Raw genomic sequence first — 19,212 nt, 5'->3', positions numbered from 1 at the left:
CGCGCACGATCTCATGTCGGGCGATGCGAGCCGGACGAAGTGGCAGATAGCCTCAGCCAGCGGGGTGTGAGTTGTTCGGGAGCGCGATGGTGTGGGGGAGGATCTGGAGGGTGCGGTCTTCCCAGCTCGGGATCCAGAGGTATCCGTGGGTCTCGACGACGTTGAAGGAGCTTCCGCCCAGCGCGCGCGCATAGGTCACCTCCTGGTAGGGCCAGTCGGTGCGAATGAGCTCGCTGGTGTGGTTGGCGTAGTCGACGCCAACGATCAGCAGCGTGCCGTGGTGGGGCAGGAAGCTCTCCGCCGGGTAACCGCCGGTCGGGACGCGGGCGATGATCTTGTCGGTTACTGCGCTGATGGCGACCAGTCGATTGGACGGTCCGTATCGCGGGTTGCCCGCGCCGGGTCCTAGCCTGCCTGTGGTGGGGTAGTTCGACACCCAGACGTTGTTGCCGTCGATAGCCACCATGCCGGGCGAGCTCCGTGGGACGGGTTGCACCGGGATCGTGGCGAGGCGACGCCCGTCGGAGGGTCGTAGTCGGAGCACCGTCCCGGATGCGGTGCTGACCCACACGCCGTGCGAATTGGCGTCGAGCGCGACTCCGGCGGTGTTCGGCGGCGCGCCCGGCGGATGCGGATACGGCGATCTCCGGACGACCTTCTCCGTCGCCGGGTCGATCTTGACTGCGGCGACTTGAGTCGCCACCCACATGCCGCCCCCCGCGGGTGCGATCTCATAAGGGGCGGGCCCGACCTTGATCGTGGCCACGACCTCGTTGTGTTTGGGGTCGATCCGGCTGACCGTGCCGCTCTGGCCGTTGGTCACCCACATCGACCCGTATCCCGGATGTGCAGCGAGAGGGCCGGCGCCGACAGCGACAACCGCTCCCACCTTCCGGGTGGCCGGATCGTAGCGGACCACGTGGCCCGGACTCGGGTTGGTGGGCTGCCCCGGACCTACGCCGTCTGTCGGAGACCAGGTGGTGACCCAGAGCGAGCCGAAGCCGAACCCCTCGCCCGACGGACGACCGCCAGGGACAGCGATGACCTCGCCGAGCCCCGCGGCCTGCCCGGGCCGCACATGAGTGGTGCCCACCCAAAAGCCTCCGAGGGCTGCCGACGCGACCACGGCCAAGCCCAGCGCACGCACGCGGAACCTCGACCATCGCGGGGACAAGAACCGTTCAGGCGGGCCGGCCGAGAGGTATTCGCGTACTCCCGTCGGGCCCTCGATACGGGCCACATGATCAATGTAGGACGGGTGCTTGGACGAGTAAATCAGGGGACTGCCCACCGCTCGCTCATCGGCGTGAGCGTTCAGGCCATGGCGCCAGTGGCGTCCTGACATGCCGATGCGCGTGCAATGGTCCTTCCGGTGTCGGCGTCTGTGCGTGCGTCCGGTTCCGGTCGGGCCGGTGGACGGTGCTCGAAGTCGCCGGTCGTTCCAAACCTTCGTGGCTGCTGAGTGCGTCTTACCAGTTAGAGGATCTTTTCGGGCGGACTGTTTCCGGTGAACGAGGTGGTGATGGTGGTGCGAAACTCGCGGGAGGCCACCGCTTTCACCGAGTTCATGTCTGCGCGGTCCGCGACCCTGTTCCGGACGGCCTACCTGATCGTGGGCGATCACCAGCTGGCCCAGGATCTGTTACAGGAGTCACTGATCAAGACGTACGTCGCGTGGCCACGGCTTCGGGACGTCAGTAGCGCCGAGGCGTACACGCGCAAGACGATCGTCAACACTGCGATCTCGTGGCGTCGGCGTCGATCGTTCCACGAACGACCCACTGACGTGCTTCCGGACACGGCGGTGCCCGATCCAGGCGAGGCAGTCACGACTCATGCATCGATCGTCGCTCAGTTGCGCACCCTGCCACCGCGGCAGCGCGCCGCGATCGTGCTGCGCTATTACGAAGATCTGTCTGAGGCTCAGACTGCGCAGGTCATGGGCTGCTCTGTCGGCACGGTCAAGGCTCAGGTGTCCACCGGCCTGGGTCGGCTCCGGGACCGCTCGGGCGCGAACCTCGACACCGCCCCGCTGGACGACGAGGCGGTGAAATCATGATCACCAGTCTTCAAGACCTGCTCCGCCAGGACGCGGACCGGGTCGAGATCCCCACCCTGGACGCCGGCGACGTCATCGCACAGGGCGAACAGCGCCTGCACCGTCGCCGCATCACCGCCGTGCTGGCCTCCGTCACAGCTGTCGCGGTGATCGCCGTCGGCGGCATCGTCGCGGGCAGCGTGCAGCATCGGTCTGAGGGACCGGTCGACAAACCCAACAAGAACAAGACCTCGGTGCCGGTGACCCGGAAGATCCTCTACAGCGACGTCGACTACGCCGCCCCGGGGGACTCCGTGCGCTTCGGTGATCGCGTGGTCCACACCGGCAACGACTTCGTCCATCTGGACGTGACCGACGACGGGTTCCTCTACACCGACCGAGGCGGAGTGTGGTTCAGCGACGGCGGCACGCCTCAGCAGATCGGCTCACGTCTGTGTGCCGCTTCGCGCAACGGCGAGTTCTCGCACTTTGACAACCGCGCCGTGATGACGGCGAACAGCGGCTCCACTGCGGCCTGGTTCGACTGCACACAACCCGCAACCCCCACGCTGGTCGTCTACGACACCTCCTCCGGGCATGAGGTGGCACGACGGCCGGTTGCGTTCTGTGGCGAGGAGCTCTGCGAGCTTGTCGACGTCACCAGCGACTACGTGTACTTCAACCGAGGTCTCTACGTGGCGTATCCGCGGCCGAACTACAAGTTCGACCTGAGGACCGCGAAGCTGAGTCCTTCGTCGACGCAGGAGCACGCCGAGGACCTCAGGAGCCATCCGCGCGGGCTGGTCATCGGCGACTCGTGGCAGACAGGCAGGCCCACCGACGCGATCGGCCAGGGATTGTGGGTGGACGGGTCCCGCCTTGTTGTCCTCAACGAGAAGCCGGGGGCCGAACCGGTGCCGGCAGCAGCCTTCGACACCCTGACCCGGCAGCCGGTGAGGCTGGTCCTGCCCCGCGGCTACCACCATGAACTGGGCCCCATCGAAGGCCCCGGCGACTTTTCGCTCTTCGAGTGGCTCGATGATGACACCGTGGCGCTGGTCGGCGGGACAGGAGAGATCCTCAGTTGTCAGCTGTCGACGGGTCGCTGCGTCGTCACGGTGCCAGGACCGCGAGCGGGCGAGGTGCGCGTCATCCCCAACGGGCCACTTCCCGGCTGAGCCCTCACCACTGTTGAGGTGTATCTGACCGGCGACATGGTGAGGCGGGGGATGGTGGCGGGTCTGGGTGAGTGCACGGAGTGCGGCCGCCTCCCCATCCACCACGGCACAGGTGCATGCAGCGCTTGTAGCGCTTCGTCCGCTGCTCGTCCAGGAGGTCGACGTTCAGCCGTAGTTCCCGAAAGGCGGCAAACGATGCACACACGACACAAGACACATCGAAGAACACTCGTGACGCTCGCGGTCATCGCGGCCGCGCTCGCCGGATGCTCTGACGCAAACAGTGGTGATACAGCCTCGACAGGAAGAGCCGGCGACGCGACATCGGCGTCCGCGCCGACCACCTCAGCCGGAGCGACGTCAGCGACGACGCTGCCGTCCGGCGCCCAGAAGGTCGGCGAAATTGCTGAGGGCGGCCTCACGCCAGGGCGGTACGCGCTCCCGCCTGTTGGCCCCGGCAAGAAGCCGTTCGCGGTGGTCGACATTCCCGACGGATATGCCACCTGGGGGCCGTTCATCTACGCGAGCAAGCCGGCGGAGCCCGAGGACCCGCTTGCGATCGGGCTGTGGGTCGTCACCGGCGTCTACCTGAACCCGTGCGCGGAGTCGAACGAGGTGCCCACCACGTCTGTCGGTGCCATCGTCGACGCGCTCGTCCGGCAGCGCCTCACGTCCGCCACCAGGCTCCGCGAGGTCGACCTCGCAGGGTACCGCGGTAAATACGTCGAGGTCACGACGCCGACGGATCGCGACTACGCCAGGTGCGACGACGCCGAGCTGAACCTGTGGGAGGGACGGCCTGAGGGCGGCTACTGGACCAGGGAGCCTGGCATGGTGGAGAGACTCTGGATACTTGACGTCGACGGTCAGCCGATGGTGATCCAGATGGCTGTGCCCCCGTCGGCAACGGATCCCCAGATCCACGCCCTGACCCACATCGTCGAAGCCGCCACCTTCGAGACGCCCGATGCGTGACGTCTCTGTTGCCGCTCATCGCCAGATCCGGTCGTCTTGCTGGATCGCCGATAACTGACATTATGTCAACTTCTAGTCTGCGTATTGCATCGGATGAATCAATCGCGGGCGGCTGACTCACTGCCCCGCTGGCCGTACTTAACCCAGCTCTGACCAGCGGAAACGCAGCACCGAACGTCGTCGTAACGGCGTCAAACCGTGTGTGGCGGCGGAACGATCAGGCGTTGCGCGGCCACCGCGACACGCCGTTGACCTGCGCAAACACAGATGGCGTCTCATCAGATGCATCATGGAATCACTGGATGAAACCGGATTCTCGGGAGGATTTGATGCAGGTTGATGGCTCCGGACGGGTCCGCCTGGTCGAGTCGGTGCCGGTCCTCCGGCCCGACGAGCAGGTGCTCCAGAAGATGCTCGAGGGCTGGCGGAACCAGCAGCTGTCACGCAACCTGCAGTTCGCGACCATCGACCAACGGCTCCGGATGGTCGAGCGCTTCATCAGCCACGTCAACGAAGACCCGTGGAACTGGACGCCCGCGCTTGTCGAGGAGTTCTCGGCGGACCTACGCACCCAGAAGCACGTTGCCCACTCGACGCTGCGCGGCTACCACTCCGCGTTGCGTGCCTTCACTAGCTACATCAGCAATCCCGACTACGGGTTCGACGTCGTGTGCGAGCGGTTCTTTGGCACCCACCCGGCGCAGGTGTTCTTCGACTGGAACACCGCTCCCCACGTCCAGGAGTACGACGGACGCCCGAAGAAACGTCCGTACACCCGTGATGAGATCAGTCAACTCTTCGACCACGCCGACGACGAGGTTGAACGGATCGGCAAGTCGGGCCGCAAGGGCTGGCAGGCCGCCTACCGGGACGCGGTCATGATGAAGATCGCGTACGGCTACGGGCTCCGGTTCAACGAGTTGAGGCACCTGCAAACGGTCGACTTCGCCCGCAACCCACACGCCCGAGAGTTCGGCGCGTTCGGCGTCTGCAAGGTCCGCTACGGCAAGGCAAAGCGGTCCTCGCCGCACAAGCCGCGCAGCGTTCTCACTGTCTGGCGGTGGACGCCCGGCATCATCGAGGACTGGCTCGCCAACGGCCGCGGTGATCCGGGCACCCTGGATCTCTTCCCCAGCGAACGCGGCGGACTGGTCGTCGAATCGACTCTGATCCGACGGGTCCGGCGCTACTGCGAGGAGTTGGGATTCTCCGATGGGCTCGATCTCCACTCGTTCCGTCGTTCGTACGCCACTCACCTGCTCGAAGCTGGATGGGACCCGCGGTTCGTGCAGGACCAGATGGGCCATGAGCACGGGGCGACAACCGGCATCTATCACTTCGTGTCCGACGAGTTCAGGCGCTCCACGCTCAGGAGCGCCTTGGACCGTACGGTGAAGGAAGCCATGGCCCGCAAGACCGAGGACGGAACATCATGAAGCGCAAGGTCGACTACACGTGGCGCCTGGCCGAGCTGATGGCCGCCCGAGGCCTGCACAACACCACGGATCTCATTCCCCTGCTGGCCGAGCGCGACATCAATCTGTCTCGACCGCAGGTGTACCGGCTGGTGAACCAGCGGCCGGAGCGCGTCTCCCTGATGTTGATCGCGGCGCTGTGCGACATCTTCGAGTGCGAGTCGACGGACCTGTTCACGACGACGGCGACGGATGTACGCGTGCGCAAGACGGGCACCGCTTCCCCGCCGAACGTTGTCTCGCTCGACCGCAGCGTGCGGCCGCGGCGCGCAAACATCCTCGACGAGTAGCGCCAGGAGCATCGATGGATCCGAAGCCGGCGGGCCTCTCCCCTCGCTCGACCGTCCAGGGTCGTCCGCGCGCGACGAGCACTCGCGACGATCCGTGTGCTCGCTGCGGCCGGAACATCCCCAGGCTCGCAGCCAACTGGCCAGAAGGCCGACTCTGCAACATCTGCTACTACGACGCCGTGCACACCCGCGGAACCTGCCCAGAGTGCCTCCAGGATCGGCTCCTGCCGGGCCTGCGCGCCACCGATCGCCAGCCGATCTGCTCGACATGCGCTGAGATCCCCGTCGACTTCCACTGCGAGCGCTGCGACGTCGAAGCAGCGCGACATCGCGGACGGCTCTGCGTCCGCTGCGCACTCCGCGACGACCTCCACGCGCTGCTCGGCGGCGCGCCAAGCGATCCCGCACTCCTCGGCCTTGTCGATGCTCTCTGCGCGTCAGACAGGCCCGAGTCCATCCTCGTTTGGAAGCGGTCGGCCAAGGTCCAGGAACTGCTTCGCGGGCTCGGTAACGGCGCCATCGCCGCGTCGCACGAGGGTCTCGACTCCGTGCCCGGCAAGCCCGCCGAGCATCTCCGGGCACTGATGCAGCACCACGGTCTACTCCCCCCTCGCGACCCCTACCTGCCGCGCTTCGAGCAATGGATCGACGCCAAGCTCGACGGACTCCCCGACGAGGTACGGCAGCCAGTTCAGCACTTCGCCACGTGGCACCACCTGCGGCGCATCCGCGCCAAGACCGGGGCTGGCGCACCCACTCGCGGGCCAATTCACTCCGCGAAGCAGGAGATCACCGAAACGGTGAAGTTCCTCGTGTGGCTCCACGAGACGTATCAGCGCACCGCGGCCACCTGCACTCAGCAGGACGTCGACGAGTGGCTCGCGGCCGGACCGACGACGCGCAGTGCGATCAGGACGTTCTTCGTGGTCGCGAAGCAGGCGCGTCTCAACACGGCGGTGACTGTTCAGCACCGATCCGCGAAGAGCAGCCCATCTCTCAGTCAGGACCAACGGCTCGCCTGGATCCACGAGCTCCTCACGGGCACCAGCGAGTCACTCCCCTACCGCGTCGCCGGGATGCTCCTGTTGCTCTACGCCCAGCCGCTGGTCAAGGTCGTCACCTTCCCGACCAGCATCGTCGACGACGCCGACTCTGGGATGAGCATCGTTCTCGGCACGCATCCGACCGATGTTCCCGAGCCGTTCGCCTCGCTCATCAGGGAGCACCTTGCCGCACGGCCGAACCTACGCACCGGCGCCGGATCCGACAGCCCGTGGCTGTTCCCGAGCACGCTTGCCGGCCGCCACCTACACCCCAACACTGTCATGGACCGCCTCCGCGACGTGGGCATCAACCTCCTCGGTGCCCGCAACCGTGCCATCGGTGAGCTCGTCCTTGAATGCCCGCCCTCCCTGGTGGCAGAGGCGCTCGGTTACAGCGCCCAGGTCGCGTTCCTCCACGCCGACAAGGCGGGCGAGCCGTGGGCCCGGTACGCCGGCCGATCCATCAAGGCCACTTGACCGTTGGCACACGCCGCTCTTTGCCGCCGTCACCCGGAATGCGAGGATCCTCGTCGTGTCTAGCGAATCGCCCGACCACTGGGTCTATGTCGTCACGGACATCGAGGTCGACGGACCGTGGCCAGGGCCGAACTCGATGCGATCGTTCGCGTCCGTCGCCATCACCCTCGACGGCACGGAGCACGGGCGCTTCGAAGCCGTTCTCGAAGAACTGCCCGGAGCCGCACCGAACCAGCAGACCCTCGCGTGGTTCCAGTCGATTCCCGACGTGTGGGAGGCCGCCACGACCGATCCGGAACCAGCGCCCGATGTGATGGCCAGATACGCGAGTTGGGTGAAATCACTGCCCGGCCAGAAGTGCTTCGCTGCCTCGCCCTTGGCCTTCGACGGCCTGTGGATCGACTTCTACCTTCGCCGGTTCACTCGCTACGGCATCATCCAGGGCCCATACGAGGACGACCGTGTCTTCGATGGCACTGGCCTCTGCCTTCGGAGCTACGCAGCAGCCGTGACCGGTCGCCCTGCGTCGGAGATCTCGCCAGCGAGCTTGCCGACCGAGTGGTTCGGCGACGTACCGCACACGCACCGCGCGATCGACGATGCTCTCGGATACGCCAACCTCCTCGTCACCCTGGGACGGATGGCGCAGTCGGGAGAGCGCGATGCCTGAAGACACGCGAGTCGCAGTTCGGATCGTCCTCCTGGACCAGTCCAGCCGCGTGCTCCTCTTCGAAGGCCGGGACCTCTCCGACACCGGTGACACGGTCCGATTCTGGTTCACGGCCGGCGGCGGAGTGGACACGGGCGAGTCGCTCGCGGAAGCCGCGGAGCGCGAGTTGCTCGAGGAGACCGGCCAGGCAGGACTGACTCTGATCGGGCCCTTCCATCGCCGGGAATTCGACTTTCTAAACCACGGTCAGCCACAGCATCAGATCGAGCACTTCTTCGCCGCAAGGACGAACAACAGCGCGCTGAGCGCCCACGGATGGACCGAGCTGGAACAGCGAGCCGTGACCACGTGGCGATGGTGGTCGACCGACGACCTCACAAGCGCGGACGTACAGGTCTTCCCCGACAACCTGGTCGATCTCGTCCGACAGGCGTCTGAGCTCGTTCGCACTGAGGCGGCCAGCCCGCCTGGCGAGCTGTAGTCGGGTCAGGCGGCAGGGTCGTTGAGGCGCAAGATCTGAAGGCACTCGTCGGAGGTGAGGTCGGACTCCGCGAGGACCTTCTGGAGAACCGCAGACTTTCGAGCGATGTAGGTATCGATGTCCATGTCGGGCTCCGCTGCAAGCGCCAGCTTCACGGCTCCGTACTCGTCACGCAGATCTTCCCGCACACGAAGGACGTCGCGAACCGCGAGGTGGTTGCGGACGTTCAACGTGCCCGCCCGGCAGACATAGACGTTCCGCCGCGGGTTCGCATCAGGAGCATGGAAGGCCTCCCGATCGACAACTCCCAGATCGCCGCGGTGAACGTACCCGGCCGAACCCAGGGCGGCGACCGCTGCCGACATCTCCGCTCCGTCGACGATGACGTCGATATCGAGGATGGGCTTGGCCGCCAGCCCTGGCACTGAGGTTGAGCCCACATGCTCGACTCGCGCGGTCGCCAGTCCAGCGAGAGCCTGCTTCAGGTCGCCTGCGACCAGCGCAAACTGCGCAGGCCACGATGGCGAGGACGCGACCACTTCGATAGGCACTGGGCGATGCTAGCCGCCGGTCTCACCGGGTCTCATACCCGCCGAATACGCGCGGACTTGATACGCAGCCTGTCCACTACCGCTCGTCGTACTGCCGGATGAGGTTGCTCGGACGGTCCTGCGCCACTGCCCCGCCGACGTCTCATCAGCTCGTGCGGCGGAAGTCGGTGACGTCCGCGAGCCTCTCGAAGCCTGCGGACACGTAGGCCGCGACGCCGACGACGTTGCTGCTCGGGGTGCACACCGTTGCGCTGGACGAGCCCAGCTGCTGCAGTGCTGCGGCCGCTGCCACCGTGATGGCCCGACCGTGTCCGTGGCCGCGATGATCCCGATGGGCACCCAACGGCTCGATCAGGCCGGGTCGGCCGGGCCCCGCCGACCAGACCGTCGTCGCTGCGACGGCGTTGCCGTCCGGGTCGTACGCGACCAGGCAGCGAGCGCGGCGATAGGCCGAGGAGGCGGCCATCGTGTGCCAGCGGTCCACGGTGAACGTCGAGGTCGGGAACGACGCCCGCCCCACCGCGACCCGATCCTGCACGATGCGGTCGTCGATGTGGTCCGCGTCGAGGACCTCGATCCTGCGGCCACAGTCCTCCACCGGTGCGGCCAGGTCGCGACGTAGCGGGGTCCAGGGCTCGTCGGCCTCCCAGCCGCTGCGGTGGAGGAGATCGCGGAAGGCGGCACCGAACCGGGCCTCGACGGCTCCCCCACCGGCCGGCAGCACGTCGCGCCGCGGATCCGACAGGTCTGCCAGCAGCCGAGCCGCGAACGCCTCGTCCTCGTCGACGGTCGGCGCCATCGCCATCCGGATCAGACCGTCGTCGCGGTCCACGGTGCCGGCGGCCAGGATCTCCCCGTCGCGACGCCACACGCGGATCTCGGCGGCCAGCGCCTCGGCGCCGAACCGCCAGGCCCAGCCGAGGTCGCCGGGATGGAGCTGGACCGGCGCACCCTGCTCCTGCCAGAGCGCCACCGCCTCGACGACCTCGTCCAGCAGGGCGGGCGTTCCGGACTGCAGGGTGATCGACATGGGCCGATCCAACCCGACTCGAGCACTGGCGTGCACCGCGTTTTCGCCCGGCCCGGCGCTGATCAGCGGAGCCGCCGGGTCCACGTCGGAGGCGGCGCCGCCGAAGCCGTCAGTCGACCGCCGAGTCCTCGTACTGCGGGGTGAGCTCGTTCCAACGCGACTTCCAGCCCGGGGCCGGCGCCTGCTCGGACCAGCCGTCGGCGTGCGCGGGTGCGTCGCTGACGAGCGACCGTCCCAGGTCCTCGAGGTGGACCTGCCAGCCGGCACCGTAGAAGTGCAGGGAGTCGACCGGCAGGCCGCGCTCCTCGACCACCAGCCTGGTCCGCTCCCCCTCCGCGGTGAGCCAGGCCTCGATCTGGGACTCGTCGCCCGTGCCCGCCTCCGTCGTGAGCAGCAGGTGCTGCGGCGCGTCGCACACGTCGATCCTCACCGGCCCGCTCCAGGTGCTGGTGAACACGGCGTTCGCCGTCCCACCCTCGCGCAGGTCGCCGGAGACCTCGGCGATCCACCGTGCGAGCCGCTCGGGAGTGGTGCACGCCTGCCACAGGTCCTCGATGTCCGTGTCGTACACGTCTTCGACGCGCACCGCTCCACGGGTCTCGTCGAGCGCCCGCATCGTCCCGATGATCCTCATCTCCGTGCCTTCTTCCCTCGTGTGATCTCCGTGTGCAACGCATCGAGACGGTTCTGCCACAACGCGCGATACCCCTCCAGCCACTCGTCGACCTCGACGAGCGCCTGCGGACGCAGGCTGTAGATCCGTCGTTGCGCCTCCTGGCGCACGTCGACGAGCCCGGCCTCCCGCAGGACCCGCAGGTGGCGGGACACTCCGGGACGCGCGATCGGCAGTGCGTCGGCCAGCTCCCCCGCGGTCGCCGGGTGGGCCCGCAGGATCTCGAGCACCGTGCGGCGACTCGGGTCGGCCAACGCCTGCAGCACTGCGTCCATGCAGCGAATGTACCCCGTCGGTTACGTAACCGCAACGGTACACACGAGAGTCGGTGCTTCCGTTCCGAGCCAGGGCCTACTGGGGAGCTGGTCCGCGCGGCTGTCTGACAACGCCGACTCCACTCCCCTAGTCTGCCGCGCATGCTCTCCACGATGGACGTCCTGAACGAGCCGATCCGACAGCAGCTCGACGCCTTCCTCGACGAGCACCGCGCCGGCATCGGCGAGTGCCTCGACGGACTGACCGAGGAGCAGGCCCGGCGCTCGCTGGTTTCGTCACGGACGACCCTGCTCGGCCTGGTCAAGCACGCGACCTTCGTGGAGAAGGTCTGGTTCGACGAGGCGATCAGCTGCCGCTCCCGGGACGAGATCGGCATCCCGGCCACACCGGACGAGTCGTTCGCCCTGGAGGACTCGGACACCATCGCCTCCGTCCAGCAAGCGCACCGCGAGGCGTGCGAGGCGTCACGACGTGCCACCGCCCGGCTGGACCTCGACGACCTGGTGCAGGGCAACCGCCGCGGCCCCATCACGCTGCGCTGGGTCTACCTCCACATGCTGCGCGAGCTCGCCCAGCACAGCGGGCACGCCGACATCCTGCGCGAGCAGCTGCTCGAAGGCCGGCACCGGTGATTGCCTTCGTCAGGGTGTTCGGGCTCCGAGCGGAAGGGTGCAAGCAGTGACGGCCAACGACTACGACCTGTTCGCCGAGGCCTACGTGGCGCAGAGCGAATCAGGCTTGTTCAACCGGTACTACGAGAAGCCGGCGACGCTCGACCTCGCGGGGGACGTGTCAGGCCACCGCGTCCTGGATGCAGGCTGCGGAGCCGGGCCGCTGATGGCGTCTCTGCGAGCGAGGGGTGCCGTCGTCGCGGGCTTCGACCTGAGTGCGGCGATGATCGACCTGGCGCGGCGGAAGCTGGGCGCCGACACCGACCTGCGGGTGGCAGATCTGGCCGAGCCTCTGCCCTACGCCGACGCCGAGTTCGACGACGTGTTCTGCTCGCTCGCCCTCCACTACCTGGAGGACTGGTCAGGCCCACTGTCGGAGTTCCGGCGGGTGCTGCGCCCTGGTGGTCGGGTCTTCATCTCGGTGAACCACCCCGCCGCCTACGCGATCCAGTACCCAGAGGGTGACTACTTCGGGGTGACGAAGTACACCGAGGACTACGAGTTCGACGGCCAGACGGTCTACCTCACCTTCTGGCACCGTCCGCTGCACGCCATGGCCGACGCCTTCGCCGCCGCCGGGTTCCGCATCGCAGGCATCAGCGAACCGCCCGTTGCTCCGGACACCCCTGCTGACCTGATTCCACCGGGGTTCGAGGGCAGGTCCTTCATGGGCTTCCTGTTCTTCGTCCTCGCGCCCGCCTGACCTCGAGTCCTCCAGGAGAGGGCCCGCCGCAGCAGCGGCGCCGGCCTGGTCTGAGGCGTGCGCGGGAGCGATCGGCGTTCCTCAAGTCAGGGTCAGCCCCTGCCGAAGTCCATCACCGAGAGCCACCTCTCGTGAACCAGCCACGCCGTCCCCGTCGTCGTTGCATGCTGGAGCACCGACCCCCGCCCGCAGGAGAGCACCGTGCGACGACCCACCTTCGACGCCCGCGCCGTCGTCGCGCTGGTCGCGGGCCTGGCGCTGGCAGCCGTCTGCCTCCCGGGCCCGGCCGAGGCCGCCCGGATCGGGCGCCCCCGGTCCGCCCCTCCCCCGGCCCGCATCGTCGGGGTGGCCGTGCCCGGTGCCCCCACCGACCTCGGCGCCCTGGCCGACCTGACCACGAAGCTGGGCCGCGCGCCCGCCCAGGTCACGTGGTACGCCGCCTGGGCCACGACACCGGGCTTCGACGCGACCGGGGCCGCAAGGATCGCGGCGACCGGTGCGGTGCCGGAGGTCACCTGGGAGCCGTGGGACCCCGCGGCCGGGACCACCCAGCCGGCGTACACGCTCGACCGGATCGCCGGCGGCGCCCTCGACGGCTACATCTCTCGTTGGGCCCGCCAGATCCGCAGCTACGGCAAGCCGGTGGTGGTCCGCTTCGCCCACGAGATGAACGGCAACTGGTACCCGTGGGCGGAGGGGGTCAACGGCAACGGGTCCGGCGACTTCGTGGCCGCGTGGCGCCACGTCGTGGGCGTCTTCAAGGCCAACCGGGTCAGCAACGTCACCTGGAGCTGGGCGCCGAACGTGCCGTACGACGGCTCCACCCCCCTGTCCCGGCTCTATCCCGGCGACGCCTACGTCACACGGGTCGGCCTGGACGGCTACAACTGGTCGACGCTGCAACCCTGGTCGACCTGGCAGTCCTTCGGCGAGGTGTTCGGCCCGGGCCTGGCCGAGCTCGCCGCCCTGACGTCGAAGCCGGTCTACATCGCCGAGACCGCCTCGCCCGAGGTCGGCGGCGACAAGGCCGCGTGGATCGCCGACATGTGGTCGACGCTGGCCGCGCACCCCGAGGTCCGCGGCGTCACGTGGTTCGACTTCGACAAGGAGACGGACTGGCGGATCGACAGCTCGGGGGCCTCTCTCGCCGCCTTCGCCGGGGGGATGAGGAGCTTCTCCTGAGGCCTCGCGGTCACCCGTGCCGCAGCGGGGCCAGCAGCCAGCCCGCGCCCGTGACCAGGGTGGCCCCGGTCACCAGCAGGAACACTCCCACCCACGCCAGCCCCGGCAGTGGTGTGAGCCGGGCCAGCAGGTCGGCGTCGGAGTCCCGCGCCCGGCCACGCCTGCGTTGGTGCTGCAGCTCCAGCACGGGCCGGGGCGCGGCGAGCAGCAGGAACCACGTGCCGGTGTAGGCGGCTGCCGTCTGCACGGGCTCGCTCCCCCACCACGTCACGGCCAGCACCCCGAGCCCGGCGACGAGCACGGCGTACAGCCCGTAGAAGTTGCGGATCTGCAGCAGCAGGAGCGCCAGGAGCAGCAGCGCCAGCCACAGCACCGCCAGGGCGTGCCGCTCGCGGAGCAGGAACGCGGCGCCGAGACCGAGCACCCCGGGGCCGACGTACCCCGCGAACGCGGTGACTGCCATGCCGGGGCCGGTGCGTCTGCCCCGCGACAGGGTGAGCCCCGAGGTGTCCGAGTGCAGGCGGATGCCGGCCAGCCGGCGCCCGCTGAGCAGGGCCGCCACACCGTGCGAGCCCTCGTGGGCGATCGTCACCACGTGTCGCGTCACCTGCCACGCCGCCGGCAGGGCCACCAGGCCCAACGCGACGAGCGCGGTCAGGACCACGACCGGCAGGTCGGGACGGGGCTGGGTGCCCGCGACCGCGTCCCACACACGCGTCAGGAAGGGCTGCACGGGCGCAAGCCTGCCCGACCGCCGGGCTCAGCCCCCGTACGGGGCCGGTGGCGGGTCAGGCGAGCACGGCCCCGGCGTCGACGGCGCCCCCGTCGGACTCGATCGCCTCGACGAGGCGAGTGACGTCGGCGTCGGCGAGCGTCACGCCGGCCTCGCCCAGCCCCTCGCGGAGCTCCTTCTCCACCGTGCCCTCGGGAGCACTCTCCTGGTAGGACGACACCCGGTCGACGACGGCCTGGACGGCTTCGAGATTCTCGTGGCTCATGCGGCCCACCGTAGGCAGCCCACCCCAAACTCGACGCGGGCCACCTCACCCGAGGGGAGGACCCGCGCCCTTGCCCACCACGGCTAGCCTGCGCGGATGGAGCGGTTCTCGTTCAGGTTCGACCCCGCCTACCGGGCGCCCGCGCTGCTGTTCGGCATCATGCCCGCGACCGCGTGGGTGGAGGTCGACGACATCGAGCTCCGCGCCCGCTTCGGTCTCTGGCACCTGCGCACGCCGCGCAGCAACGTCGCAGGTGCCACGCTGACCGGCGGGTTCCGCTTCCTCAAGACCGCCGGTCCGGCACACCTCTCCTTCTCCGACCGGGGAGTGTCGTTCGCCACCAACGGCGAGCGGGCCGCCTGCGTGCGCTTCCACCGTCCGGTCCGGGCCATCGACCCGACCGGCCTCATCCGCCACCCCGGCGCCACGTTCACCGTCGCCGACCCGACCGGCCTGATCGCCGCCCTGGAGGACAGATGACCGACACCGACCGCCCTCTCCCTGAGCACCGCCGGCCCGAGGGCGTCACCGACGCCACCGTGGAGGCGCTCGGCAAGCTCTCCGAGGCGCTGGAGGTGGTCGAGCACGCGCGCGGCCACCTCTACGGGTTCCACCGCCTCTGCGGGACGGCGGACCTGGCCCTCGGCGAGGCGGTGGACCAGCTGCGCGAGGCCGGCCACACCGACCTCGCGGACCGGATCGACCGCGACCTGGTGGGGCGCAACATCGTCCACGGGCGCTGGAGCTTCCAGCTCGTCGAGGAGTACGACGACACCTACTACGCCACGTTCCGGACGCTGGAGAAGGCGGCTCGCGACGAGCTCGTGGGCGGGCGCCGGCACCTGTTCGAGGCCGAGATGAAGGAGGACCGGCGCACCCACGGCGCTCCCCACCACACCGCGACCCCGGACGACTCCGGCTCCCAAGGGGCAAAACCGGGTTCCTGACGGCGCTCCCGGCCCTAGGGTGTGACCTCCCGGCACGCCGGGAACACGCAGGACACGCAGGACACGCGGGGACACGGGGGAGGTGCGTGGATGGCCAGGACGCCGGACGTCCTCGACGATCCCACGCCCCTGGACTCCCCGGGTGTCGACGTGCGCGTGCGGGTCGCCTGGCTGCTGCGCGTCAGCCGGGCCGCGGGGATCGACGGGACCCGGGTGTCGGTGACCGAGATGGCCCACCGGCTCAAGGCTCACGGCATCCCCGCGTCCGCGCCCTCGGTCTCGGGCTGGGAGACCGGCCGGGTCTCCCCGGGCGTCGGGGTGCTCGAGGCGTACGAAGCGGTCCTCGGCCGGGACCCGGGCACGCTGCGGGGTGCCGTCGACGTGATCCGTCGCACCTACAGCCACGACCGCCCCCGGACCGCACCGACCCACGTCGACCTGGCCGCGCTCGACCGGGCCACCGAACGCGTGCTCGGCGCCCGCGCAACCAGCGGCATGGACTGGCTCCACTTCGCCGAGGCCGCGGTGGCCGTGACCCCGGGCCTGCCCACCAGGATGCTCCGCCCGATGCTGGACCGGCTGGTCAGCGAGCTGGGCAGATCCGTCTTCACCGCGTACGTCACGCGGTACGAAGCGCTCGCCCTGCTGCGCTGCAGCCAGTACGACGCCATGGTGCTGACCGCCATCCGGCGCTACGTCGAGGAGCCGGGCACCCAGGTCGTCGCCGACTGCCTGACGGCCGTGGCCGAACGCGCCGACGCCGCCTGTCTGACGCTGCTCGCCGACTGCCTCACCAGCGACGACCCGGTGCGCTCGCGCGGTGCGGCGCTCGGGCTCGAGACCTTCGCCACCGTCGGCACGCTGCCTCCGCGGGCGTGGAGCCGGCTGGTCGAGCCGTTCGTGTCCGCCGTCAACGACCACCTCGACGACCCCACCCGGCAGCTCCAGCTCTCGGTGCTGTGGGGCAGCCTCCCGGCGCCGGTGCGGGCCGACATCGCACCACGGCTGGCGCGTCGCATGGAGCCGGTCCCGACCCCGCGCCCGTGGGACGTCGACCGGCACGACCGGGAGCTGGCCTTCTGCTCCTCCCTCGCGGACGAGGTCTGCGCCGCGGCGGACCTGCGGCCCCAGCCCGTGCTGGCCCGTCTCCTGTTCGAGGGGCTCTTCGACTTCCGCAACACGCGCAACTGGACCTCGATGCTGCTGCTGATGGCCTCCCCGGTGCGGGCCGACCTCGCCACCCGGCTGGCCGCGACCGCCCACGACCACGAGGACGCGGTCATCCGCGAGGCGTGCGCGCGGCTGCTGATGGGGCTGGGGCACGCCGAGTCCACCCGCTTCGCCGCGGGCCTGCTCGACTCCGGCGCACCGGACCTGGCGGCTCCCGCGCTGGTGACGCTCGCGCACGCCGACGCACCGGTCCCCCACCGGACGCTGGAGGGACTGCTCGCGACCCCGGAGCCGGTGGACCGCCGGGCGCTGTACTACGCCGGGATGACCGGCCACCGTCTCCTCGACACCCTCGGGCGCGACCCCGAGCACCACCTGAGCCAGGGCGCGCGGTGGTGGCAACGCCACGGCACCATCGTCACGGTCTGACCGCCCGCTCCCCCACCCGCGGAGCGGCCGCTACGTTGGCCCCATGGGCATCCCGACGTACACCCTGAACGACGGCACCACGCTCCCCGCGATCGGCTTCGGCACCTACCCGCTCAAGGGCGAGGACGGCACGGCAGCGATCACGACGGCGCTGGAGAACGGCTACCGGCTGCTGGACACGGCGGTCAACTACGAGAACGAGCGCGAGGTCGGCGAGGCGATCCGCCGCTCCGGCCTGCCGCGCGAGGAGATCCAGGTCGCGAGCAAGATCCCCGGGCGCCACCACGCGTACGACGACGCGGTCGCCAGCGTGCGCGGGTCCCTGGAGCGGCTGGGGCTCGACCACCTGGACCTCGGCCTGATCCACTGGCCGAACCCGATCGTGGGTCGCTATCCCGAGGCCTGGCGGGCGCTGGTCGACCTGCGCAAGGAGGGGCTGGTCCGCTCGATCGGCGTCTCGAACTTCACCGAGGAGCACCTCGCCCGGATCATCGACGACACCGGGGTCACCCCGTCGGTCAACCAGGTGGAGCTGCACCCCTACTTCCCGCAGGAGCAGATGCGCGCGGTCCACGAGCGGCTCGGCATCCGCACGGAGTCGTGGAGCCCGCTCGGCAAGCGCCAGGCCCCGTTCACCGAGCCCCCGGTGGCGGCGGCCGCCGAGCGGCACGGTGTCTCGCCGGGGCAGGTGATCCTGCGCTGGCAGGTCCAGCTGGGCTCGATCCCCATCCCGAAGTCGGGGACCCCCGAACGGCAGCGGGAGAACCTCGACGTGTTCGGCTTCGAGCTCGACGACGCGGAGGTCGCGGCGATCACGGCACTCGGACGGGCCGACGGGCGCCTCTTCGGGGGTGACCCCGACACCCACGAGGAGCAGTGATGCCGGCGACGCCGTACCTCCGGGTCGACCTGGCCCGGCTGCGCCGCAACGTCGCCGCCGCGGCGGACCTCGCCCAGGGCGCCGGCGTCGCGCTCCGCCCGCACGTCAAGACCCACAAGTGCGTCGAGATCGCACGGCTGCAGCTGAGCGCCGGAGCGGTCGGGATCTCGGTGGCGACCGTCGGTGAGGCCGAGACCTTCGTCCGGCACGGCGTCGACGACGTGTTCGTGGCCTACCCGCTGTGGCTGGACGCGAGCTCGGCCGGGCGGCTCTCGGACCTCACCGGGGACGCCCGGGTGGCGATCGGCGTCGACTCGGTCGAGGGCGCGGCCAATGCCGGTCGGCTCCTCGGCGCCTCCATGGTCGAGGCGCTGGTGGAGGTCGACTGCGGCCATCACCGCAGCGGTGTGCTCCCCGGGGACGCGGGGCGGGTGGCCGCGGCCGCCGCCCGGACCGGGCTGCAGGTGCGTGGGGTCTTCACCTTCCCGGGACACAGCTACGCAGCCGGCGCCCTGGCCGCCGCCGCGGCGGACGAGGCAGCCGCCCTGCGTGAGGCCACCGACGCCCTGCGCGCAGCGGGGATCGAGCCGCGGGTCGTCAGCGGTGGCTCCACGCCGAGCCTGGCGTACTCGGACACCGAGACGCTCACCGAGCTGCGGCCGGGGGTCTACGTCTTCGGCGACGCCCAGCAGTGGGAGCTCGGCGCGATGCCGCCGGAGTCGATCGCGCTGGCCTGCCGCGCGACGGTGGTCAGCCACGCCGGTGGCCGGCTCGTGATCGACGCGGGCAGCAAGGTGCTCGGCGCCGACCGGCCGGCGTACGCCTCGGGGTTCGGGCGGCTGCCCGACCACCCGGACGCCCGGGTCGTGCTGCTGTCGGAGCACCACGCGGTCGTCGACCTCGCCGGCGCGTCCCTCCCCCCGCTCGGCAGCGAGGTCGACGTCGTGCCCAACCACGTGTGCAACGCGGTGAACCTGGTCGGCACGGTGTACGCCGAGGAGTCCGGCGAGCTGCGCCCCTGGCGGGTGGCCGCCCGGGGCCTGAACTCCTGAACCGCCCCCCTACCATCGACCCC

Annotated in this window: 23 protein-coding genes; 16 read left to right on the top strand and 7 right to left on the bottom strand. The window is 69.7% G+C overall.

What is annotated here, in order from left to right:
- Nucleotides 1-52 precede the first annotated feature (52 nt).
- Nucleotides 53-1,147: a YncE family protein gene (locus tag ACZ43H_RS07545; RefSeq protein ID WP_464589032.1), complete on the bottom strand. Its 1,095-nt coding sequence runs from the start codon at nt 1,145-1,147 to the stop codon at nt 53-55.
- A gap of 360 nt (nt 1,148-1,507) precedes the next feature.
- Between ACZ43H_RS07545 and ACZ43H_RS07540 the strand changes: the two genes are divergently transcribed.
- From ACZ43H_RS07540 to ACZ43H_RS07505, 8 genes are all read left to right on the top strand, one after another.
- Nucleotides 1,508-2,059, top strand: coding sequence for a SigE family RNA polymerase sigma factor (locus ACZ43H_RS07540; protein ID WP_464589030.1), 552 nt, complete (start codon nt 1,508-1,510; stop codon nt 2,057-2,059).
- A complete protein-coding gene (locus tag ACZ43H_RS07535) occupies nt 2,056-3,216 on the top strand; it encodes a hypothetical protein (protein WP_464589029.1) in 1,161 nt (386 codons plus the stop codon). Before ACZ43H_RS07540 ends, ACZ43H_RS07535 begins: the two co-directional genes overlap by 4 nt.
- Before the next feature lie 231 nt (nt 3,217-3,447).
- Nucleotides 3,448-4,191 (top strand): hypothetical protein, encoded by a 744-nt coding sequence (locus ACZ43H_RS07530; RefSeq protein ID WP_464589027.1) that lies wholly within the window; start codon nt 3,448-3,450, stop codon nt 4,189-4,191.
- Between the two features lie 302 nt (nt 4,192-4,493).
- A complete protein-coding gene (locus ACZ43H_RS07525) occupies nt 4,494-5,627 on the top strand; it encodes a tyrosine-type recombinase/integrase (protein ID WP_242703055.1) in 1,134 nt (377 codons plus the stop codon).
- Nucleotides 5,624-5,956: a helix-turn-helix domain-containing protein gene (locus ACZ43H_RS07520; protein WP_071416681.1), complete on the top strand. Its 333-nt coding sequence runs from the start codon at nt 5,624-5,626 to the stop codon at nt 5,954-5,956. The genes ACZ43H_RS07525 and ACZ43H_RS07520 overlap by 4 nt, the downstream gene beginning before the upstream one ends.
- 14 nt (nt 5,957-5,970) lie before the next feature.
- Nucleotides 5,971-7,476 carry a recombinase XerD gene (locus ACZ43H_RS07515; RefSeq protein WP_071416680.1) on the top strand — a complete coding sequence of 502 codons (1,506 nt, stop codon included), beginning with the start codon at nt 5,971-5,973 and terminating at the stop codon, nt 7,474-7,476.
- A gap of 55 nt (nt 7,477-7,531) precedes the next feature.
- Nucleotides 7,532-8,146 carry a hypothetical protein gene (locus tag ACZ43H_RS07510; RefSeq protein WP_071416679.1) on the top strand — a complete coding sequence of 205 codons (615 nt, stop codon included), beginning with the start codon at nt 7,532-7,534 and terminating at the stop codon, nt 8,144-8,146.
- Nucleotides 8,139-8,627, top strand: coding sequence for an NUDIX hydrolase (locus ACZ43H_RS07505; RefSeq protein ID WP_071416678.1), 489 nt, complete (start codon nt 8,139-8,141; stop codon nt 8,625-8,627). The genes ACZ43H_RS07510 and ACZ43H_RS07505 overlap by 8 nt, the downstream gene beginning before the upstream one ends.
- 5 nt (nt 8,628-8,632) lie before the next feature.
- Here the strand turns inward: ACZ43H_RS07505 and ACZ43H_RS07500 are convergent, their stop codons facing one another.
- The 4 genes from ACZ43H_RS07500 to ACZ43H_RS07485 form a co-directional block, all read right to left on the bottom strand.
- Nucleotides 8,633-9,178 (bottom strand): GrpB family protein, encoded by a 546-nt coding sequence (locus tag ACZ43H_RS07500; RefSeq protein ID WP_071416677.1) that lies wholly within the window; start codon nt 9,176-9,178, stop codon nt 8,633-8,635.
- Between the two features lie 145 nt (nt 9,179-9,323).
- Complete coding sequence (locus ACZ43H_RS07495) at nt 9,324-10,208, bottom strand: N-acetyltransferase family protein (RefSeq protein WP_464589024.1); 885 nt, start codon at nt 10,206-10,208, stop codon at nt 9,324-9,326.
- Between the two features lie 109 nt (nt 10,209-10,317).
- A complete protein-coding gene (locus ACZ43H_RS07490) occupies nt 10,318-10,842 on the bottom strand; it encodes an SRPBCC family protein (protein ID WP_464589023.1) in 525 nt (174 codons plus the stop codon).
- Nucleotides 10,839-11,156, bottom strand: coding sequence for an ArsR/SmtB family transcription factor (locus ACZ43H_RS07485; RefSeq protein ID WP_464589021.1), 318 nt, complete (start codon nt 11,154-11,156; stop codon nt 10,839-10,841). The genes ACZ43H_RS07490 and ACZ43H_RS07485 overlap by 4 nt, the downstream gene beginning before the upstream one ends.
- 141 nt (nt 11,157-11,297) lie before the next feature.
- Here ACZ43H_RS07485 and ACZ43H_RS07480 point away from each other — a divergent pair, with 141 nt between their 5' ends.
- The 3 genes from ACZ43H_RS07480 (at nt 11,298) to ACZ43H_RS07470 (ending at nt 13,713) form a co-directional block, all read left to right on the top strand.
- Nucleotides 11,298-11,789, top strand: coding sequence for a DinB family protein (locus ACZ43H_RS07480; protein ID WP_464589019.1), 492 nt, complete (start codon nt 11,298-11,300; stop codon nt 11,787-11,789).
- 46 nt (nt 11,790-11,835) lie between these two features.
- The gene (locus ACZ43H_RS07475) at nt 11,836-12,531 is read left to right on the top strand and encodes a class I SAM-dependent methyltransferase (protein WP_464589017.1); all 696 of its coding nucleotides are present in this window, start codon (nt 11,836-11,838) and stop codon (nt 12,529-12,531) included.
- 201 nt (nt 12,532-12,732) lie between these two features.
- Nucleotides 12,733-13,713: a glycoside hydrolase family 26 protein gene (locus ACZ43H_RS07470; RefSeq protein ID WP_464589015.1), complete on the top strand. Its 981-nt coding sequence runs from the start codon at nt 12,733-12,735 to the stop codon at nt 13,711-13,713.
- 10 nt (nt 13,714-13,723) lie between these two features.
- On the opposite strand, the gene ACZ43H_RS07465 is transcribed toward ACZ43H_RS07470, so the two are convergent.
- Nucleotides 13,724-14,446 (bottom strand): M50 family metallopeptidase, encoded by a 723-nt coding sequence (locus tag ACZ43H_RS07465; RefSeq protein ID WP_464589014.1) that lies wholly within the window; start codon nt 14,444-14,446, stop codon nt 13,724-13,726.
- A 55-nt stretch (nt 14,447-14,501) separates the two neighbouring features.
- Nucleotides 14,502-14,711, bottom strand: coding sequence for a hypothetical protein (locus ACZ43H_RS07460; protein WP_464589012.1), 210 nt, complete (start codon nt 14,709-14,711; stop codon nt 14,502-14,504).
- Nucleotides 14,712-14,807: 96 nt separating this feature from the next.
- Here ACZ43H_RS07460 and ACZ43H_RS07455 point away from each other — a divergent pair, with 96 nt between their 5' ends.
- The 5 genes from ACZ43H_RS07455 (at nt 14,808) to ACZ43H_RS07435 (ending at nt 19,189) form a co-directional block, all read left to right on the top strand.
- Nucleotides 14,808-15,191 (top strand): hypothetical protein, encoded by a 384-nt coding sequence (locus tag ACZ43H_RS07455; protein WP_464589010.1) that lies wholly within the window; start codon nt 14,808-14,810, stop codon nt 15,189-15,191.
- Entirely contained in the window at nt 15,188-15,658 is a 471-nt protein-coding gene (locus ACZ43H_RS07450; RefSeq protein WP_464589009.1) for a hypothetical protein, read from the top strand. The genes ACZ43H_RS07455 and ACZ43H_RS07450 overlap by 4 nt, the downstream gene beginning before the upstream one ends.
- Before the next feature lie 90 nt (nt 15,659-15,748).
- Entirely contained in the window at nt 15,749-17,257 is a 1,509-nt protein-coding gene (locus tag ACZ43H_RS07445; protein ID WP_464589007.1) for a helix-turn-helix domain-containing protein, read from the top strand.
- 43 nt (nt 17,258-17,300) lie between these two features.
- Complete coding sequence (locus ACZ43H_RS07440) at nt 17,301-18,137, top strand: aldo/keto reductase (protein WP_464589005.1); 837 nt, start codon at nt 17,301-17,303, stop codon at nt 18,135-18,137.
- Nucleotides 18,137-19,189: an alanine racemase gene (locus tag ACZ43H_RS07435; protein ID WP_464589003.1), complete on the top strand. Its 1,053-nt coding sequence runs from the start codon at nt 18,137-18,139 to the stop codon at nt 19,187-19,189. Before ACZ43H_RS07440 ends, ACZ43H_RS07435 begins: the two co-directional genes overlap by 1 nt.
- Nucleotides 19,190-19,212: the final 23 nt, after the last annotated feature.

The sequence above is a fragment of the Nocardioides sp. DN36 genome, from assembly GCF_055380375.1.
This window is presented reverse-complemented; position numbering and strand designations above follow the sequence as displayed.

Excerpts from the sequence above, each read along its gene's own strand:
- ACZ43H_RS07535 (WP_464589029.1), top strand. The coding sequence starts at position 2,056 with ATGATCACCAGTCTTCAAGACCTGCTCCGCCAGGACGCGGACCGGGTC.
- ACZ43H_RS07525 (WP_242703055.1), top strand. The coding sequence starts at position 4,494 with ATGAAACCGGATTCTCGGGAGGATTTGATGCAGGTTGATGGCTCCGGA.
- ACZ43H_RS07520 (WP_071416681.1), top strand. The coding sequence starts at position 5,624 with ATGAAGCGCAAGGTCGACTACACGTGGCGCCTGGCCGAGCTGATGGCC.
- ACZ43H_RS07515 (WP_071416680.1), top strand. The coding sequence starts at position 5,971 with ATGGATCCGAAGCCGGCGGGCCTCTCCCCTCGCTCGACCGTCCAGGGT.
- ACZ43H_RS07505 (WP_071416678.1), top strand. The coding sequence starts at position 8,139 with ATGCCTGAAGACACGCGAGTCGCAGTTCGGATCGTCCTCCTGGACCAG.
- ACZ43H_RS07495 (WP_464589024.1), bottom strand. The coding sequence starts at position 10,208 with ATGTCGATCACCCTGCAGTCCGGAACGCCCGCCCTGCTGGACGAGGTC.
- ACZ43H_RS07490 (WP_464589023.1), bottom strand. The coding sequence starts at position 10,842 with ATGAGGATCATCGGGACGATGCGGGCGCTCGACGAGACCCGTGGAGCG.
- ACZ43H_RS07485 (WP_464589021.1), bottom strand. The coding sequence starts at position 11,156 with ATGGACGCAGTGCTGCAGGCGTTGGCCGACCCGAGTCGCCGCACGGTG.
- ACZ43H_RS07480 (WP_464589019.1), top strand. The coding sequence starts at position 11,298 with ATGCTCTCCACGATGGACGTCCTGAACGAGCCGATCCGACAGCAGCTC.
- ACZ43H_RS07460 (WP_464589012.1), bottom strand. The coding sequence starts at position 14,711 with ATGAGCCACGAGAATCTCGAAGCCGTCCAGGCCGTCGTCGACCGGGTG.
- ACZ43H_RS07455 (WP_464589010.1), top strand. The coding sequence starts at position 14,808 with ATGGAGCGGTTCTCGTTCAGGTTCGACCCCGCCTACCGGGCGCCCGCG.
- ACZ43H_RS07450 (WP_464589009.1), top strand. The coding sequence starts at position 15,188 with ATGACCGACACCGACCGCCCTCTCCCTGAGCACCGCCGGCCCGAGGGC.
- ACZ43H_RS07445 (WP_464589007.1), top strand. The coding sequence starts at position 15,749 with ATGGCCAGGACGCCGGACGTCCTCGACGATCCCACGCCCCTGGACTCC.
- ACZ43H_RS07440 (WP_464589005.1), top strand. The coding sequence starts at position 17,301 with ATGGGCATCCCGACGTACACCCTGAACGACGGCACCACGCTCCCCGCG.
- ACZ43H_RS07435 (WP_464589003.1), top strand. The coding sequence starts at position 18,137 with ATGCCGGCGACGCCGTACCTCCGGGTCGACCTGGCCCGGCTGCGCCGC.